General features: G+C 38.2%; 17 protein-coding genes. 15 read left to right on the top strand and 2 right to left on the bottom strand.

All coding sequences use genetic code 11. The features are described 5' to 3' along the window. The first annotated feature begins 7 nt into the window (after positions 1-7). From H6G14_RS01760 to lpxD, 12 genes are all read left to right on the top strand, one after another. Positions 8-991, top strand: coding sequence for a glycosyltransferase family 2 protein (locus tag H6G14_RS01760; protein ID WP_190565424.1), 984 nt, complete (start codon positions 8-10; stop codon positions 989-991). After that, complete coding sequence (locus H6G14_RS01755) at positions 988-2,400, top strand: glycosyltransferase family 4 protein (protein ID WP_190565423.1); 1,413 nt, start codon at positions 988-990, stop codon at positions 2,398-2,400. Before H6G14_RS01760 ends, H6G14_RS01755 begins: the two co-directional genes overlap by 4 nt. Continuing rightward, positions 2,387-3,652: a lipopolysaccharide biosynthesis protein gene (locus H6G14_RS01750; RefSeq protein ID WP_190565422.1), complete on the top strand. Its 1,266-nt coding sequence runs from the start codon at positions 2,387-2,389 to the stop codon at positions 3,650-3,652. The genes H6G14_RS01755 and H6G14_RS01750 overlap by 14 nt, the downstream gene beginning before the upstream one ends. Before the next feature lie 10 nt (positions 3,653-3,662). Continuing rightward, the gene (locus tag H6G14_RS01745) at positions 3,663-4,793 is read left to right on the top strand and encodes a polysaccharide pyruvyl transferase family protein (protein WP_190565421.1); all 1,131 of its coding nucleotides are present in this window, start codon (positions 3,663-3,665) and stop codon (positions 4,791-4,793) included. A 42-nt stretch (positions 4,794-4,835) separates the two neighbouring features. Continuing rightward, positions 4,836-5,780, top strand: a complete 945-nt coding sequence (locus H6G14_RS01740; protein WP_190565420.1) for a glycosyltransferase family 2 protein — start codon at positions 4,836-4,838, stop codon at positions 5,778-5,780. Positions 5,781-5,833: 53 nt separating this feature from the next. After that, positions 5,834-6,784, top strand: a complete 951-nt coding sequence (locus H6G14_RS01735) for a glycosyltransferase family 2 protein (protein WP_190565419.1) — start codon at positions 5,834-5,836, stop codon at positions 6,782-6,784. Between the two features lie 233 nt (positions 6,785-7,017). Further along, positions 7,018-8,199, top strand: a complete 1,182-nt coding sequence (locus tag H6G14_RS01730; RefSeq protein ID WP_190565418.1) for a glycosyltransferase — start codon at positions 7,018-7,020, stop codon at positions 8,197-8,199. 22 nt (positions 8,200-8,221) lie between these two features. Next, on the top strand, positions 8,222-9,178 hold the full coding sequence (locus H6G14_RS01725; protein ID WP_190565417.1) for a glycosyltransferase family 2 protein: 957 nt from the start codon (positions 8,222-8,224) through the stop codon (positions 9,176-9,178). 39 nt (positions 9,179-9,217) lie between these two features. Further along, on the top strand, positions 9,218-10,174 hold the full coding sequence (locus H6G14_RS01720) for a glycosyltransferase family 2 protein (RefSeq protein ID WP_190565416.1): 957 nt from the start codon (positions 9,218-9,220) through the stop codon (positions 10,172-10,174). 53 nt (positions 10,175-10,227) lie between these two features. Beyond that, entirely contained in the window at positions 10,228-11,499 is a 1,272-nt protein-coding gene (locus tag H6G14_RS01715; protein WP_190565415.1) for a lipopolysaccharide biosynthesis protein, read from the top strand. 128 nt (positions 11,500-11,627) lie between these two features. Continuing rightward, the gene (locus H6G14_RS01710) at positions 11,628-12,602 is read left to right on the top strand and encodes a glycosyltransferase family 2 protein (RefSeq protein ID WP_190565414.1); all 975 of its coding nucleotides are present in this window, start codon (positions 11,628-11,630) and stop codon (positions 12,600-12,602) included. Between the two features lie 65 nt (positions 12,603-12,667). After that, positions 12,668-13,717 (top strand): UDP-3-O-(3-hydroxymyristoyl)glucosamine N-acyltransferase, encoded by a 1,050-nt coding sequence (gene lpxD, locus H6G14_RS01705; protein WP_190565413.1) that lies wholly within the window; start codon positions 12,668-12,670, stop codon positions 13,715-13,717. Positions 13,718-13,893: 176 nt separating this feature from the next. Here lpxD and H6G14_RS01700 read toward each other — a convergent pair whose 3' ends face one another. After that, positions 13,894-14,487 (bottom strand): nucleoside triphosphate pyrophosphatase, encoded by a 594-nt coding sequence (locus H6G14_RS01700; RefSeq protein WP_190565412.1) that lies wholly within the window; start codon positions 14,485-14,487, stop codon positions 13,894-13,896. A 40-nt stretch (positions 14,488-14,527) separates the two neighbouring features. Between H6G14_RS01700 and H6G14_RS33455 the strand changes: the two genes are divergently transcribed. Continuing rightward, entirely contained in the window at positions 14,528-14,692 is a 165-nt protein-coding gene (locus tag H6G14_RS33455; RefSeq protein WP_338421175.1) for a PEP-CTERM sorting domain-containing protein, read from the top strand. Positions 14,693-14,838: 146 nt separating this feature from the next. On the opposite strand, the gene psbP is transcribed toward H6G14_RS33455, so the two are convergent. Continuing rightward, positions 14,839-15,384: a photosystem II reaction center PsbP gene (gene psbP, locus H6G14_RS01690; protein ID WP_190565411.1), complete on the bottom strand. Its 546-nt coding sequence runs from the start codon at positions 15,382-15,384 to the stop codon at positions 14,839-14,841. A gap of 291 nt (positions 15,385-15,675) precedes the next feature. Between psbP and H6G14_RS01685 the strand changes: the two genes are divergently transcribed. After that, positions 15,676-16,299 (top strand): hypothetical protein, encoded by a 624-nt coding sequence (locus H6G14_RS01685; protein ID WP_190565410.1) that lies wholly within the window; start codon positions 15,676-15,678, stop codon positions 16,297-16,299. A gap of 129 nt (positions 16,300-16,428) precedes the next feature. Then, a complete protein-coding gene (locus tag H6G14_RS01680) occupies positions 16,429-17,433 on the top strand; it encodes a DUF2278 family protein (RefSeq protein WP_190565409.1) in 1,005 nt (334 codons plus the stop codon). The last annotated feature ends 31 nt before the right edge of the window (positions 17,434-17,464 follow it).

Raw genomic sequence — 17,464 nt, 5'->3', positions numbered from 1 at the left:
AAAAAATATGGCATTAATTTCTGTGATTATACCTGCTTACAATGCAGCATTGACTATTAAAGAAACAATCGAATCTGTACAAAAACAGACTTTTACTGACTGGGAAATCATTGTTATTAATGATGGTTCTACAGATAGAACTCCAGAAATTATCCAAAGTATCAAAGATGAGCGGTTAAAAATTTTTAACTATAAAAATGGTGGATTACCAGTAGCTCGTAATCGTGGTATTCTTCATGCAACTGGAGAATTTATTGCTTTTCTTGATGCAGATGATTTATGGACTGTTGATAAACTGGAAATGCAATTAAAAGCTTTGCAACAGCACCCAAAAGCCGGAGTTGCCTATAGTTGGACTTGTTTTATGGATGTAGATGAACAAGGAGAACCCATAGCATATTTGCCATCATCTCAATATTCTTTTACCGGAAATGTTTATCAAAATCTGTTAGTTAGTGACTTTATTCACAGTGGTTCCAATACCTTAATACGAAAGGAGGCAATTAATTCAGTAGGTGAATTTGATCCGATGCTCAAATCTTGTGAAGATTGGGATTATTGGCTGCGCCTAGCAACTAATTGGGATTTTGTTGTAGTCCCTGAATACCAAATATTTTATCGTCGGACTCCTGGGGCGATGTCATCTAAAGTTGAGGTGATGAAAGAAGCCTGTCTGATAGCAATGGAAAAGGCTTATCAAGCAGCACCACCAGAACTACAATATTTGAAAAAATATACTATGAGTAGCTTTCATCTCTACTGCTCAAGTTTGTATATTCAACATCGTGATGACAAATTTGCAGTTCACCAAGCGCAGCAACATTTGTTGGCAGCCATTAGGTTAAATCAAAAGATTTTACTGGAGAGAACAACTCAAAAGTTATTAATCAAGTTTCTCTTGAAAAAGATTTTTCCCCCACAGGTGACTAATTATGTTTTGCAGTTAACAAAACAACGTATTTCTCTGAGTGTTCCGAGGTTAGAAGCATGAAAAATATTCTGAATCAAGAATTTGCCGAGCCACAGAACACAGATACAAAAGAATTACAAATTCCAGAACCAACGATCGCCTTACTCCACTGTTATGATTTGATTGACGATTTCTTAGATAGCATTAATATTTCTTTCGAGACTTTCTGTAAAGAGTTCGTCGGTAGCTGGATGTTCGGCTATATCAGCGCTCTCAAGGGAGTCGGTGTGCGGACGGTATTATTTTGCATTTCCGCCCGTGTTGATCGTCCATCACGCTTTACTCATATACCCACCAATACCCAAATCTGCGTTTTACCCCCATCCCCAACATATCGTCCTTACCGTGCTGTGCGGCGCAAATCACTGAATGTTTATGGCGCTAGTGCATCTCAATCTTTTAAAGAGATTCAGGATAGTAATACCATCCGCCGTTCTCTGTTGACACCCGTGAAAGATTTGGCTAAAAGTGTGGGAACCTACCTCTGTACACCCCTGGGGTTATTAGCTGAGGAACTAAAGCGCGAAAACTGTCAAGCAATTTTGTGTCAAGAATATGAGTATGCCCGCTTCGATAGTTGTACACTCCTGGGAAAAATGACTGGTATTCCCGTGTTCGCTACCTTCCAAGGAGGCGATCGCACTCAGAGTTGGCTAGAAGTTCCCTGGCGACACCTATCTTTTCGCAACTGCGCGGGTGTTATTGTCGCTACCCAAACCGAGATTCAGCGTATCCAATCTGCTTACGGGATTCGAGCTAGCAAAATCGGGCAAATTTTCAACCCTGTAGATATAGCAACTTGGCAAGGAAGCGATCGCCTCCAAGCACGAAAAGAACTAGATATTCCCCTGGATGCAAGGGTAGTCGTCTGGCATGGCAGAGTAGAGATAGAGCGCAAAGGGCTAGATATATTACTAGAAGCTTGGCAGCAAATCTGCAATCAGCGTCCAGATATTAACCTGCGATTATTAATTGTGGGTACAGGTAGCGATGCCGAGCAATTACACCAGCGTATTGCCAGTATGCAGCTAAAAGGGGTGTTATGGCTAAATGAATTTGTGAGCGATCGCGCTATCATGCAACGTTATCTCTCGGCTGCTGATGTCTACACCCTTCCCTCTCGCCAAGAAGGTTTCCCCGTTGCACCTTTGGAAGCAATGGCTTGTAGTCTACCAGTCGTAGCGGCTGACGCTCCTGGTGTACCGGACATTTTTGCAGGTGGAGACATTTCTGGCGGCCTAGTCGTACCGCGAGAAGATGCGACAGCATTAGCACAAGCACTCACACAAGTTCTCGACAACGAAGCCTGGGGACGGGAGTTAGGTAAACGTGCGCGACAGCGTGTAGAGAGTTACTTTGCACCGCAAATAGTTGGCAAACAACTACGAGACTTTATTTTAGGTCAGAACTCACATCATGCTCATCAGTAAGTTTAAACAGTCACTATCAAACAAATTTATTCGCAATGCTGGCGCGCTAGGAGCCGCAGAATTAGCCAATCGCATCTTCCGCCTGGGAACAACCATCACTCTAGCGCGGATGTTCAGCCCCCAAGACTATGGATTAATGGCGGTTGTTTATACGGTGTTTGATTTTGCCACTGTTTTCACCTTCAGAGGGGGAATTGGCGCAAAGATTGTTCAAGCTGATGAGCAGGATGTGAAAACTATCTGTGACACATCTTACTGGTTGAACTGGATTTTGTGCATAGCAATTTTTTTGTTCCAGTGCATTGCTGCTTTTCCTATTGCTCAGTTTTATAAAAATCAACAGTTGGTTTTGCCAATCTGTACAGTTGGTTTAGTCTATTTAATGTTTCCTTTGTTTTTGGTTAACTCCGCTATCATTGAACGAGAAAATCGACTCAAAATTACAGCATTATGTAATGTTATTCAATCATTATTAAGCAATATCATTATTGTGGTTTTCGCCCTTATGGGTATGGGTGTATGGGCTATAGTTTGGTCTATGGTGTTGACAACCCCAGTCTGGATTATCATCACTTGGAGAAATCATTCTTGGCGACCACCTAAATTATTTAAATTAGACAAATATAAAGAAGTTATTAGCTTTGGAGCCGATTTACTAGCGATTGAACTACTAGGTAAATTAAGAGGGAATATAGACTATCTAATTATTGGTGGTTTTTTAAGTATTGAAGCATTAGGTATTTATTATTTTGCTTTTAATGCTGGCTTAGGTATTAGCATGAGCATCATTAATACATTTAGTTCAGCATTATTTCCTTACCTGTGCGAAGTTCGCAGTAATTTAAGCCAACTCAAAGAAAGATACTTTAGTAGCTTGAAAAAAGCTTACTTTGTAATCACACCTCTAATTCTATTGCAAACCTGTTTAGCTCCCATCTATGTTCCAATTATTTTTGGGCAGAAATGGTCATCCGCTATTCCCGTACTGATGCTAATTTGTCTATCTGCTTTAAGCCTGCAATTTGGTAGAGCTACATTTCTTTTACTGAACGCAATGGGCAAAACTCGCTTAACTCTTTATTGGAATTTAATCTATACAATACTATTTTCTACTGCCCTATTAATATCAGTACATGGAGGAATTATTTATGTAGCGATCGCCGTTGTTATCTGCCAACTATTCATAGCCCCCATGTTTAACATTTGGGTTGTTAACCGCACTTTTTACAAAAAACAATTCATTACTCTATAGGTCATAACACATGATACAAGTCCTTAATCTGACAACACCAGAAACTATTAAACAATATCTACACGAAGCTTTAGGCAAAATAGAGCCTTTTGAACAATGTGTCCTCCTAGATTATCCTGACTATGCGAACATTGGTGACAGCTTAATTTGGCTCGGAGAATTGCTTTATTTACAACAAATTCGTCAAGCCAAAATTATTTATAGTGCTAGTGTCGAAAGTTTCTCAGCCCAAGAAATGAGTAACTATAAATCCTCACCTGAAATTCCTATTTTTTTAAGTGGAGGAGGAAATCTAGGCGATTTATGGCTAAAGTTTCAAAATTTTAGAGAGCATATCATATCTGAATATAAAGAAAACCCAATTATCATTTTTCCTCAAAGTATTTATTTCCAAGAAGAAGAGAATTTAGTCAAGGCTGCTCGTATCTTCAATTCACATCCTAATTTAACTATATTTGTTCGGGATAACTACAGTTATCAGTTAGCAACAAATTATTTCTCTAATTGTCGCATTATTAAATCACCTGATGCAGCATTCCAATTAGTTAATACTCCGGGAATAGCTTCTTCATATCAAAATAAAAGTTCTATTCTCTATCATTTTAGAAACGATAAAGAATTAAATTTAACCCAAGCTAGTTCTCCTAATAACCTTGACTTGCCTAATTTAATAGTAGAAGATTGGGCTTCTTATAAATATGAAAGTGACGCTTACAAAAAATTACCGAATAATACTGTAATTCAAAGTTTCGCCAGAATCTTCGACGGTTGGGAACAAGGCAAATTATTTCCTGATGAATGGATTACTCGTCAAATCTGGAAATATTTCCATCCCTACACTAAGGCTTTTTCTCAAGCTTATAACCCTGAATCGCATCGAAAAGCTTGGAGTTATATGTATCAGGGAGTTTACCAGTTTAAACAACATCGGTTAATTATTACAAATAGGCTACATGGTCATATTCTCTCTACTTTGATGGGAATTCCCCATATTTTTCTCCCTAACTCATACCACAAAAATGAAGCTTTTTATGATGCTTGGACACATCAAATTCCCTTTTGTCGTTTTGTCAAAGATCCTGAAAAAATAGCCCATACAGTTCGGGAATTGATTGATATGTCTGAAATTGCTAAAAACTAATTAACTAGTGTAGATGTGGCAATATTAGGGAGGCTAAATTTTATGCCAATAATTTCTGTAATTATTCCTGTACACAATGGTGAAAAAACAATTATTGAAACCATTGCTTCTGTTCAACAGCAAACTTTTTTAGATATTGAAATCATTGTGATAAATGATGGCTCAACAGATAATACTCTTGAACTTGTGAAAAAGATTCAAGATGATCGCTTGAAAATTTTTTCCTATGAAAATGGTGGTTTACCCGTAGCTCGTAATCGCGGTATTACCCATGCTGTAGGTCAATTTATTGCGTTCATTGATGCTGATGATCTCTGGACACCAGATAAGTTGGAGCGTCAGTTTGCTGCATTGCAAGAATATCCAGAAGCAGGACTAGCTTACAGTTGGACTTATTATAAATTTCCCAATGAAGCAGATTCTTATGCTGACGAATCTAATTCATTTGCAGGTGATGTTTATGCTGAATTACTAGTCAAAAATTTTTTACAGAACGGTTCCAACCCTCTAATTCGGCGAGCAGCTATTGACTCTGTAGGACTTTTTGATCCTACACTGAAATCTTGCGAAGATTGGGATTTTTATCTGCGGTTAGCTGCTAAATGGAATTTTGCTCTAGTTAAAAAAGCACAAATTATCTATCGTCAGTCCCCAACTGCTATGACATCTAAATTAGATGTTATGGAAAAATATAGCTCCATTGTCATAGAGAGAGCTTTTAATGCAGCTCCTCCAGAATTACAACATCTAAAAAAACAAAGTCTAGCATGGGTTTACAAATTTACGGCTCAACAATCTTTGAAATACAACAGCGATAAACTCGCAGATATTAAATTAGCCGCTAAAAGATTAAAAATGGCTATTACTCTCTATCCAAAAAACCTTTTAGAAGACTATACTCATGGTCTCATAAGAAAACTTATTAAAAGTTGGTTAGTATTACAGTTTCACATGGTTTATATTCCTGAAAAATCTCACAATATTTAATGAGTATTTGTCTAGTTAGGGAAAATCAAAAAATAAATTATCCGAAAATACTTATGCCTACTATATCTGTAATTATTCCTGCCTATAATGCTGAACGCACGATTTTAGAGACAATATCCTCTGTTCAGCAACAGACATTTTCAGATTTTGAATTGATTATTATTAATGATGGTTCCATTGACCGGACTCTAGAGTTAATTCAGAATATTCAAGATGAGCGTTTGAAGATATTCTCTTATGAAAATGGTGGTTTACCAGTAGCACGTAATAGAGGAATTTATCGTGCAATTGGAGAATTTATTGCTTTCCTTGATGCCGATGATTTATGGACACCAGATAAATTAGAATTGCAACTAGCAGCATTACAACAAAATCCAGAGGCGGGAGTTGCTTATAGTTGGACTTATTTTATGGATGAGCAAGGAAAATCTTCCATCCCTGGCGTTTCCCTATTCTTTGAGGGTAATGTTCAAGCTAATTTGTTAGTTAATAATTTTCTTGCTAGTGGTTCAAATCCTCTAATTCGTAAGCAAGCCATTAAATCTGTAGGAGAGTTTGATTCTAAATATACAGCTTGTGAAGATTGGGATTATTGGTTGCGTTTATCAGCTACTTGGAATTTTGTTGTAGTTCCTAAACACCAAATTTTTTATCGCCAGTCTTTAACTTCAATGTCATCTAGTAAAGTTAAAAATATGGAAGATAATGGATTATTGGTGATTGAAAAAACTTTTCAGTCTGTAAAACCAGAATTGCAATATTTAAAAAATCAGAGTCTGGCATGGATTTATCAATATTCTACACAACAATATCTTAAGCAAAATGTTAACAATATTGATGCAGTCCGTCACGCCAGAGAAAAACTATGGCAAGCAATTCGCTTGCACCCGCCAATTTTATTGACAAATTATGCTCAGAATTTAATTATCTGGCTGATAAAAAAATGGATATTAACTAAAATTTATATCCTAAGAGAGAAAAATAATCTACTGATGATTAAATAATTAAGAAAAATATCTTCCTTTTAGGGGGATAAAGTTTTTTAGTCTCTGGATACAATGGCTTTGGCCGTGATGTTTTAAAATCCATGCCGTGATTCCAAACGCGGACAAAAATTACTTACTAAAGATATCATCATCCATCCTCATATAGTAATTTATGCCGACGGCAATATAGGCGAGTGTAGGTCATCGCAAAACATTCACGCTAACTGCAAATCCATGAACGCAGCTAAAAAATGACACAACAAATAATTAACTCTACAAACAAAAATCATCTATCACTATCAGAAAACCAACAGCGTTACCGAGTTGTATTAGTACATCCTAGTGCGGGAGTAAATTGGAGTGGTGGCTCAGAAATTTTTGCCATAGAGTTAGCAAGACATCTTAATTCATACTTCGATGTAGAACTTTTGAGCGGCGCTGATTGTGGCTCTTTTTCCTCTCCATCTGGTGGTATTTCACGCAATCAAGTTTTTAAATTTGTCCGCTATCCGCTTATTTCTAAACTGCTGTCTAGGCTTGCTAGCCATCCTGAAATAGTGATTGAGCATCTCAGCAATTTTTTCCCCTGTGCTATTCAACTATTAACTAAATCTGCTGATTTGATCTTTCCTTGTAATGACTATGGCGGCATGGCAATGGCAGCTTTTGTGAGAGCTATCAAAGGTACGCCAATACTCTTTACCGAACACGTTGGTCTATTGGGAGGAGGTAAATCATTAACACGTAACTTGAAGTTTAACCCTGATCAATTAGTGGTTTTTTCTGAAGCAATGGCTGCATTTGCGCGTAGTGTAAAACCTCAGCAAAAGGTGAGCATTATCCCTAATGGTGTAGATATAAATAGATTTACTCCAATAGGAAATGACATCGATTTTGGTTTACCAAAACCTATTGTTCTTTGTGTCGCCTCTCTCAAACGTCATAGCCATAAGCGCATAGAATTAGCTATGGAGGCATTAGCTCGTTTACCCCAAGCCAGTCTATTATTATGCGGCAATGGTATTGACCGTGATTACTTTCAAGCTAAGGGTGATGAGTTATTAGGGAAAGAGCGTTTTAAAATTCAAAGTTTTCCCTATGAACAAATGCCGACAGTTTATCGCAGTGCTGATGTATTTACTCTACCTTCAATTGATGAGCCATTTGGATTGGCTTATGTGGAAGCAATGGCGAGTGGTTTACCTGTGGTTGCTACAGATGACGAAATGCGTCGTCAGATTGTCGGTAATGCTGGTAGATTATGTGATGTGACAAATCCAGATATTTATGCTGCGGCTCTTGGAGAGATTTTAACTCAAGATTTGCAAGTGAGAGCGCGTCAAAATGCTCTGCGTTTCAGTTGGGAAAGTATAGCTTTAAGGTACCGTGAATTGATTTTAAAAACTATTCAAGGTCATCAACAAAATCATTAATTACATTCAAAAACTAAACATTATGCCTAAAGTTTCTGTCGTGATTCCAGCTTATAATTCTATGGCTTATTTACCAACAACGCTGGAAACTGTTTTTGCTCAAACATTTACCGACTTTGAAGTATTAATAATTAATGACGGTAGTTCTGACAATATTGTTGAGTGGGTTTCCGGTCTCACCGATGCTAGAATCCGCCTCATCTCTCAAGACAACCAAGGTTTAACAGGCGCACATAATACAGGTGTAATGCAAGCGCAAGGTGAATACATAGCATTTTTGGATGCAGATGATTTGTGGGAACCAAGCAAACTAGAAAAACAAGTATCTTGCTTAGATCAAAATCCAGAAGTTGGCTTAGTAGATACTTGGGTAATGCTAGTTGATGAAACAGGGAAGTCTACAGGGACGGTACTGAAAACTAACGCCGAAGGTAATGTCTGGAAACAAATTATTCAATGTCCTACTGTTGTCTGTGGTAGTTCACCTCTAGTCAGGAACGCTTGTTTTCAAGAGGTAGGTTTATTCGACCCAGAAATGGGTGGCTCATCCGATTGGGATATGTGGATTCGCATTGCATCTCGATATAGTTTTGCTTTAATTAAAGAACCATTAACCCTTTATCGACAACATCGTAGCAGTATGTCAAAAAACTGCGATCGCGTATTTCGAGAAAATCAATCAGTTATCGAGAAAACTTTTAAATCGGTGCCACCAGAATGGCAAAATTTAAAACAACGCGCCTACGCTTTAGTTTATTTATATCTCGCCTGGAGAGCTTTAGATAACAGAAATTACGAACAAGCTATTTATTATCGTCAACAAGCTTATAATAGCGACCCTCAAGTTATTTATTCTAAGTCTGGCATATCTCAAAAATTTGCCATACTGGTAACTCGTTTCTTTGGTGCTTCTGGGTTGGATGGAGTCAGAAATATCAGTCGAGCTTTGCGAAGAAACGTCTTAGCCTTAATACCTTAAATTCCTGCATAATTCCGCATTGAAACTACCTTCAAACTTATGCCAAAAGTATCAGTCGTTATTCCCGCTTATAATGCAATGAAATACCTCCCTGCCACAGTGGAGAGTGTCTTACAACAAACCTTTACTGATATAGAAATTTTAATTATTAATGATGGTAGTTCAGATAATATTATTGCCTGGACTACACAAATCACAGACCCACGAGTGCAAGTAATTTCTCAAGAAAATCAAGGCTTATCGGGAGCGCGCAACACGGGAATTAACCACGCATCTGGAGAATATATAGCCTTTATTGATGCTGATGATTTATGGCTACCAACTAAGCTAGAAAAGCAAGTGAAATGTTTGGATAATTACCCACAAGCTGGTTTAGTTTATACGTGGACAGCTTGGACTGACGAAACTGGTAAACCTACAGGTGTCATTGTAGCTTCCGATGTCGAAGGGTATGTCTGGGAACAAATGGTTGTCAATGACAAAATATCTAACGGTAGTTCGGCGATGGTGCGCCGTATTTGTTTTGATAAAGTAGGCTTATTTGACACAGAATTGACCAGTTCTGAAGACCGTGATATGTGGATTAGGCTGGCGGCTCATTATCACTTCGCAGTTGTCAAGGAACCTCTCACACTTTACCGCCGACATTCACAAAGTATGAGCAAAAATCGTCCGAAGATGCTCAAAAATATCCGCCGAGTTTTTGAAAAAACTTTTGAGACTGTCCCAACAGAACTACTATACTTGCGAAACCGGAGCTATGGGTGGATAAATCTGTATACAGCTTGGACTTGTATGGATGAAAAGAATCACCAAGAAGCAATCAAATATCGTCGCCTAGCTCTTTTACATTACCCACAGATTTTTTTCACAGCCTATTTCCTACGCTTGAGTGTAGCTATTGTGATTATGCAATTATTAGGCTCTCAAGGCTATGATAACCTGCGATCGCTCATTCGTAACTTGCGTAGATTGGTTTTAGGCGCTGCAACCTAATCTTGCTATTTGTTTATGTATTTATTTCACCTGCTAATATCAACTGGCTGCTCATGTTAATGAAAAAGATAAAACAACTATTATCAAGTCAATTTATCCGCAATGTAGGTTGGTTGGGAACAGCAGAGTTGATAAATCGTATTTTTCGTTTAGGAACGACAGTAACTCTAGCGCGAATGTTTAGTTCCCAAGATTATGGAGCAATGGCTCTCATCTACACAATTTTTGAATTTGCCAATGTTTTCACTCTCAGAGGTGGTATTGGTGCAAAGATTATTCAAGCCGATGAAAAGGATCTAAAAACAATATGTAATACTTCATTTTGGCTAAATCTAATTCTGGGTATTTCAGTTTTCTTGTGCCAGTGTATCGCTGCATTTCCTATCGCTCAATTTTATGGTAATCAACAATTAGTTTTTCCTATCTGTACGCTTGCTCTTGTATATCTGATATACCCTATTTACATGATTAATTCTGCTCTAATTGAACGCGATAACCATCTGAAGATTACAGCTTTATGTAATGCTACTCAAGCATTTATTGGCAATGTCATTACAGTTGTTTTTGCTCTTTTAGGTATGGGAATTTGGGCTATAGTTCTACCTATAGTTTTATCAACTCCAGTTTGGGTTATTGTCACTTGGATGAATAACTCTTGGCGACCTCCGACAAAATTTTCCCTTGAGAAATGGCGCGAAGTTACCAGTTTTGGTAAAAATATGCTGGCTGTAGAGTTTCTGAATAAAATTAGAAATAATTTAGACTATTTAATAGTTGGGAAATTTCTCGGTACAGAACAATTAGGGATTTACTTTTTCGCTTTCAATGCTGGTTCTGGTATCAGTATAAATGTAATTAATACATTTATGTCTGCTTTATTTCCTTATATATGTGCAGTCAGAGAAAATTTGACAGAATTTAAACAAAGATATTTTAATAGTTTAAAGAAGATTCTATCATTTGTCATACCGATTATTCTAGCCCAATCTATTTTAGCTCCTATATATGTGCCTATAGTTTTTGGTGAAAAATGGAAAACAGCAGTACCAATTTTGATTTTAATTTGTTTGTCGGTTATTCCTAGAGTATTTGGATGGGCTAATTCACTTTTACTCAATGCTGTAGATAAAACCCATATCAACTTAAATATTAATCTTCTATTTACTATATTTTTTGCCGCCGCAGTATTATTAACAGTTCAGTGGGGAGTATTTTGGGTAGCCGTAGGTGTTTTATTATCTCATATACTGTTCATTCCTGTGTCTGTGTTATGGAGTTATAGATATATTTTTCACAATCGTACTCACACTTTGAGCAAGGTTTAGAGAAATGCTTTAAAAGTAATTAGGTTGAGAGTTGATTAGCATATTTGGGTTTTAGTAGACTACTTTTTTAAACAGGCTGTATAGTTTGCTTATTTGGTTGAATTATTTTTTGGAGATTAATAATAAATATGCCTAAAATATCTGTCATTATCCCAGCCTATAATGCTGAACGCACGATTTTAGAAACGATTAACTCAGTTCTAAAACAAACATTCTCAGATTTAGAAATTATTGTGATCAATGATGGTTCTACAGACAGAACAGTAGAAGTTATACAAAATGTTGACGACGCGCGCTTGAAAGTTTACTCATATGAAAATAGTAGAGCTTCTGGCGCTCGTAATCATGGAATTTCTCATGCAGTAGGAGATTTTATCAGTTTTCTGGATGCTGATGATTTGTGGACACCTGATAAACTTGAATTACAATTAGCTGCTTTAAATCATTATCCAGAGGCTGGTGTAGCCTATAGCTGGACTTATACAATTGATGATAAAGGAGAATTATTAAAACCTTTTGAACCTTTGTATGAAGGGAATGTATATACTGATTTGTTATTAGCGAATTTTCTCACTAATGGCTCGAATCCTCTAATTCGTAAAGCAGCAATAGCATCGATAGGAGAGTTTGATACCACGTTGAGATCAGGTGAAGATTGGGACTATTGGTTACGCTTGGCGTATAAATGGCCTTTTGTTGTAGTCAAACAACATCAAATTTTTTATCGTCGTTCTGTTACATCCAAGTCATTCAAATTACAAATAATTCGGGAAGCTAGTTTGGCTATTTTAGATAAAGCGATGAAAGTACTTCCTTTGGAATTACAATACCTGAAGAAGCATAGTTTATCTAATATTTATAGATACAACGTAGAGTTATATCTAGACAGTATTGATAATAATTCAACCGTTGATATTAAGTATGTAATTGGCAATTTGTTGAGTTATATTCGCTCAAGACCCCAAACTCTCAAGGAGATATATACATATAAGTTAATAATCAAAATTTTGTTAATTATAGTACTTTCCCCGAAATTAATGAGCCGTTTGTTGCAATTTATCAAAAAAAGTAAGCAGATGAAAAATCTCCAAGTACAGCCGTAGTGAAACTGATAAACTAGCAAGTTATCAACCATCAGCAACGGTAACTTTTTAGTAGTTAGCTCAACATGAAATTTAGCGACATCATATCAAAGCTAGAGGTTATAAACCATAGCCTCGCTCAAAACCCAAACAATGACCCTGAAATTACAGGGATGGCAGCTATTGATGAAGCCATAAGTGGTAATCTCAGCTATGTAGAAGGTGCGAAGTTTGCATCTTGTATCGCTGAGACAAATGCTAGTGCTTTGATTTTGCCACAAAATGAAGCGATACAGGCTCAAGCTCAAGAGCGGGGTATTGTTTGGATGGCGACACCAGAACCGCGATTGTTGTTTGCTAAAGCGATCGCTCTATTTTACCAACCATACACCCCAACTCCAGAAATTCATCCCACAGCCGTTATTCACCCCACAGCTAAAATCGGTAATGATGTTTACATTGGCTCCCATGTCGTGATTCAACCAGGGGTAGAAATTGGTAACGGTGTAATTATTCACCCCAATGTAGTTATTTACCCTTATGTAAAAATAGGCGATCGCACCATCTTACACGCTAACTGCACCATCGAAGAACGCAGCCAAATTGGTGCAGATTGTGTTATTCACAGTGGCGCTGTCATCGGCGGAGAAGGCTTTGGTTTTGTTCCTACCCGGACTGGTTGGTACAAAATGGAACAATCAGGCTATGTAGTTTTAGAAGATCGCGTAGATATAGGTTGTAACACTACCATCGATCGCCCTTCCGTGGGAGAAACTAGAGTGGGATACGATACCAAAATTGATAACTTAGTTCAGATTGCTCATGGTTGCCAAATTGGTGCAGGCTGTGCGATCGCTGCCCAAACGGGTATGGCTGGAGGTGTAAAATTAGGCAAACGCGTGATTTTGGCAGGACAAGTGGGAATTGCAAATCAGGCGAAAATGGGTGACGGATCGATTGCTTCTGCTCAAACAGGTATTCTCCACGATGTTAAGCCAGGAGAAGTTGTCTCTGGTACTCCGGCGATTCCCCACAAAATTTATCTCAAAATCGCTGCTCTGTATACCCATTTACCAGATATGTACCAAGCTTTTAGAAAATCACAACGTCAATCAGAGGAGAGAAGTAAAAGGTAATTATAGGACTTACGCACCCAGGTTGTCTGTTGAGACTGGGTGTAAGGGGGTAAAGGTGTAAGGGTGTAGGAGTTTCAAACATTTATTTTGAATTTTGAATTTTGAATTTTGAATTGATTTATACCCCTACACCCTTCTCCAAACCCTTGATTTTTCGTTTCATGCGTAAGTACTAACTACTTCCAAAAATCAGTGACATCATAATTTAATTCTTCTAACATCTGTCGCAACAAGGGTAAACTCAACCCAATCACATTGCTGTGACAACCAACGATTTTTTCTATAAATAAACTACCAAAACCTTCCAAAGCAAAAGCGCCTGCACACTTGAGGGGTTCACCTGTGGCAACATAGGCTTGAATAGTGCGATCGCTAATATTAGCAAAGTAAACTCTTGTTACTTGACACTTGACTAAAGTGCGATTTTGTAAATTATCAATCAAAACATGACCTGTATAGAGGTCGCCAACCTGACCTCGCATTAACTGCCAACGAGCGATCGCTTCCTCCGCATCTACTGGCTTACCGTGAATTTTACCATCAATAGCCAATACCGAATCGCACCCCATCACCAACCCTGATGGAAACTGTGGCGCGATCGCCTCCGCCTTACATTGAGCGAGAATTTGCACCAACTTTCCGGGTTCAGTTTCTTGAATTTGCGACTCATCAAAATTACTAGGGCTAACTATTGGTTCAATACCCACAGTTTGCAATAAGCGGCGACGCGCCGGAGAAGCAGAAGCTAGTATAAATCGCGTAGTTTTCATAAAATTTACTTAGGTAAAAAACAAATAGTGGGAAAATTCCATATATATACGCAAATCATTCACAATATCTGCAATCATAATCAACGTCCCTGAACCTAATTCTATACTTAGCTTAATCGCCCTTGGGACTCTCGGCGCTGGTTCAGTACTCAAACATAACCAAAGATTCAAACTTAGTCTCAAGCAGCTCAAAAAAATTTCCTAAAATTATCAATAAAGGCTTAAAGTAACTCCTTCAATTAATTATTGAAGGAGTTTATTTTTTATGCCCATCAAGTCTTACAACTGACCTGATATATCTACCTGATTATTGATAACAGTCAACTCTCAACAGCTATTTCCTACTTTCTATTAATACACTACGAAAGAGTTCGCAACATCTTCCATCATCCCTTTGACTTTTCGCCAACGTTTTTCAGGAATCGAAGCGTTAAAGGTAAAAAGTTTACCACGACTAACAGCCACACTGGCGATGTTATGTCGTTCTTGCTGATTGGGGAGCTTTACTAAATACTCAAGATGATAGTATGTTTTACCCTCTGATTCGTACTCAGAAGCGTTGACTAGTTCAGCCGAGCGACCAGAATCAGGAGGTGCTAAAGCGGCTTTTCCCAATTTGTAACCTACTTCTGTTGGTGTACCCAGTTCTTGCAAACTTTTGTCATCGGGAACGGGACTAATGACAACAGAGATATTCTCGGAAATTTCAATTAAATCGTGAAATACCACATCAGGGCCGTTAGCAACTTTTACCTGCAACCAGCCATTAGGGTATAAAAACTCATAGCCATCAGCAGTGTCTACAAAGCTTTTGAATCCAGCAGCCTTGGCTACATGAGGATTACTTAAGCTAAAACTCAAGACCAATAGCAACGTCAATACAATTCTTTTCCACATCTTTACAGATTCCTTTAGGCCGGAAGCAATATGAAGGTAGGCATGATTTCTCACTTTCATTGTCCCATCAACTGGATCGCTTCGCGTGACCAAGAAGGACTGGGAACACATCAATTCAAAATATCCTAAGCTATTCTGCTTTTAAGTTGCATAATCCATCGTGAAGACAGTTGACAGTTGACAGTTGACAGCCCTTATTCGTATTTATGCAATTTAGGCGCGCTTTAGCTTACAGGTAGGAAATGATTTCTGACTGACCATTCACTACCAAGCACTCAACACTTTGATATTATGCTCATAAGTAACGAATTGCGTTGGTTTTATCCTGGTACGATACCAGAAGACATAAAAGTTTGGTTTCAGCGTTGCTGTTTAATTGACCAGGAGCAATTACCAGAAAAACGGGAAGATATCTATCTCTACGTCCCAGAATCTAATTTTTTGGGAATCAAACTCCGACATGGTAGCTTAGAAGTGAAATGGCGGACAGCTGAACTGGGTGTAGTAGGCTTTGGAGAACTCATCGCCGGAAAAGCTGAGAAATGGTCTAAATGGTCTTGTGATGACCCGACAGGAGAAAGCTTTTATCCTGCAACAGTTTTAAGTAAATCTTCTTGGGTAAGCGTACAGAAAATTCGTTATTTACAGTCTTATCAAGTTCTATCTGATTTCTCAGTAGAATCAGTTACTAATGATGAGTATATTGATAACGCTTGCAGTCTGGAGATTACCCAGTTACTCATTCAAAATAATACGTGGTGGAGTTTAGCCTTAGAAGCAAATGCTGAGGATCAAAGATTAATGGCAAACTTGCAAGCGACAGCCAAAGCAGTATTCAGAACTTATCGAGGAGTAAAATTACTAGCTACTAATTCTTATGCCTATCCCCATTGGCTGGGATTAGTGTGTGGCTAATTGACTAATAGAAGCGAAAAAATCACCCGATGGGGTACTAGCCAATTCCAGCAATACCTAGTAATTAACTTAGTTAACCAGCAATTACCCAGTTGTAGCATTCTGCACCCTAAAAGTTAGGAGAAATAAATGCCCTTAAAGAATTATGGTGTATTAAAAAGTCGTGCGCTAAATCGTAAATTGGGTGAAGGTTCTAGTCCCCATTACCAAATACTTGTAACGGACAACAAGCAAAAGCACCGGATTGCTATCAACGTCAAATCAAAGCAAAGCCCTTCAGAATTGCTTTATCTTGTGGATGAAAATTTCTCCCATCCCATAACTAAAGAATTATTAGAGTTAGATTTCGGTTTCTATGAATTGCCACGCCAACCTGGGGGAATTGCTTTAGACTACATTCGGGGAAATTTGTTTGACCCCAAACAGATGAAGCCTTTGCCTTTTGATGTGCCGGGGCCTGACAATGACCTGAATGAATTGCTGGAATTATACATTGCACGAGCGATCGCTTCCACAGATGCAGTCCTCTATCCTTTTGGTGAAAGATGGGGCCCTGAAATGGATATCAAAGACAAATATTTCGGGTTTCTTCCAGGGAACGGTATTCATGACATCCACATGAACCAGGGTAACGCCGCCCAATTTAAAAAAGACAACGGTGTTTGGCAAGATGGCGGACTGCTGATTCACTACCCGACCCGAAATCAATGGGTAGGTATTTTCTTAGCCTTCCAGTCTCAGACATTCCATACCGACGATATCACTGGCAACAGAATAGACGATATAGACATGATCACACCAACTGTCACAACTGGAGCCGTGCGGATTGTGGCTGCATTAGTGAATCCTCCGGGTGAGGATGTGGAAAAAGAGACAGTTACCTTAATTAATATTTCACCCCAGAAAGTAGACTTGGATAGTTGGTCATTAGCAGATAGGAACAAGCGCAAACAAAGCCTATATGGTGTAATCAATCCAGGTGAAGTTGTCAAAGTACCTATTGATAGCAATAGTATTCAATTAGACAACAGTGGTGGTATTATTACTCTCCTAGATGAGAAAGGCATCAAGATTGATGGTGTTTCCTACACCAAAACACAGGCTCAAAAGCAAGGTTGGACAATTTTGTTTTAATGTTGACTGTTGACTGTTGACCGTTGACCGT

Source organism: Nostoc parmelioides FACHB-3921, from assembly GCF_014696625.1.
Classification (GTDB): domain Bacteria; phylum Cyanobacteriota; class Cyanobacteriia; order Cyanobacteriales; family Nostocaceae; genus Trichormus; species Trichormus parmelioides.
This window is presented reverse-complemented; position numbering and strand designations above follow the sequence as displayed.

Bases quoted from the DNA above. Each gene is read 5' to 3' on its own strand.
- H6G14_RS01760 (WP_190565424.1), top strand. From the start codon at position 8: ATGGCATTAATTTCTGTGATTATACCTGCTTACAATGCAGCATTGACT.
- H6G14_RS01755 (WP_190565423.1), top strand. From the start codon at position 988: ATGAAAAATATTCTGAATCAAGAATTTGCCGAGCCACAGAACACAGAT.
- H6G14_RS01750 (WP_190565422.1), top strand. From the start codon at position 2,387: ATGCTCATCAGTAAGTTTAAACAGTCACTATCAAACAAATTTATTCGC.
- H6G14_RS01745 (WP_190565421.1), top strand. From the start codon at position 3,663: ATGATACAAGTCCTTAATCTGACAACACCAGAAACTATTAAACAATAT.
- H6G14_RS01740 (WP_190565420.1), top strand. From the start codon at position 4,836: ATGCCAATAATTTCTGTAATTATTCCTGTACACAATGGTGAAAAAACA.
- H6G14_RS01735 (WP_190565419.1), top strand. From the start codon at position 5,834: ATGCCTACTATATCTGTAATTATTCCTGCCTATAATGCTGAACGCACG.
- H6G14_RS01730 (WP_190565418.1), top strand. From the start codon at position 7,018: ATGACACAACAAATAATTAACTCTACAAACAAAAATCATCTATCACTA.
- H6G14_RS01725 (WP_190565417.1), top strand. From the start codon at position 8,222: ATGCCTAAAGTTTCTGTCGTGATTCCAGCTTATAATTCTATGGCTTAT.
- H6G14_RS01720 (WP_190565416.1), top strand. From the start codon at position 9,218: ATGCCAAAAGTATCAGTCGTTATTCCCGCTTATAATGCAATGAAATAC.
- H6G14_RS01715 (WP_190565415.1), top strand. From the start codon at position 10,228: ATGTTAATGAAAAAGATAAAACAACTATTATCAAGTCAATTTATCCGC.
- H6G14_RS01710 (WP_190565414.1), top strand. From the start codon at position 11,628: ATGCCTAAAATATCTGTCATTATCCCAGCCTATAATGCTGAACGCACG.
- lpxD (WP_190565413.1), top strand. From the start codon at position 12,668: ATGAAATTTAGCGACATCATATCAAAGCTAGAGGTTATAAACCATAGC.
- H6G14_RS01700 (WP_190565412.1), bottom strand. From the start codon at position 14,487: ATGAAAACTACGCGATTTATACTAGCTTCTGCTTCTCCGGCGCGTCGC.
- psbP (WP_190565411.1), bottom strand. From the start codon at position 15,384: ATGTGGAAAAGAATTGTATTGACGTTGCTATTGGTCTTGAGTTTTAGC.
- H6G14_RS01685 (WP_190565410.1), top strand. From the start codon at position 15,676: ATGCTCATAAGTAACGAATTGCGTTGGTTTTATCCTGGTACGATACCA.
- H6G14_RS01680 (WP_190565409.1), top strand. From the start codon at position 16,429: ATGCCCTTAAAGAATTATGGTGTATTAAAAAGTCGTGCGCTAAATCGT.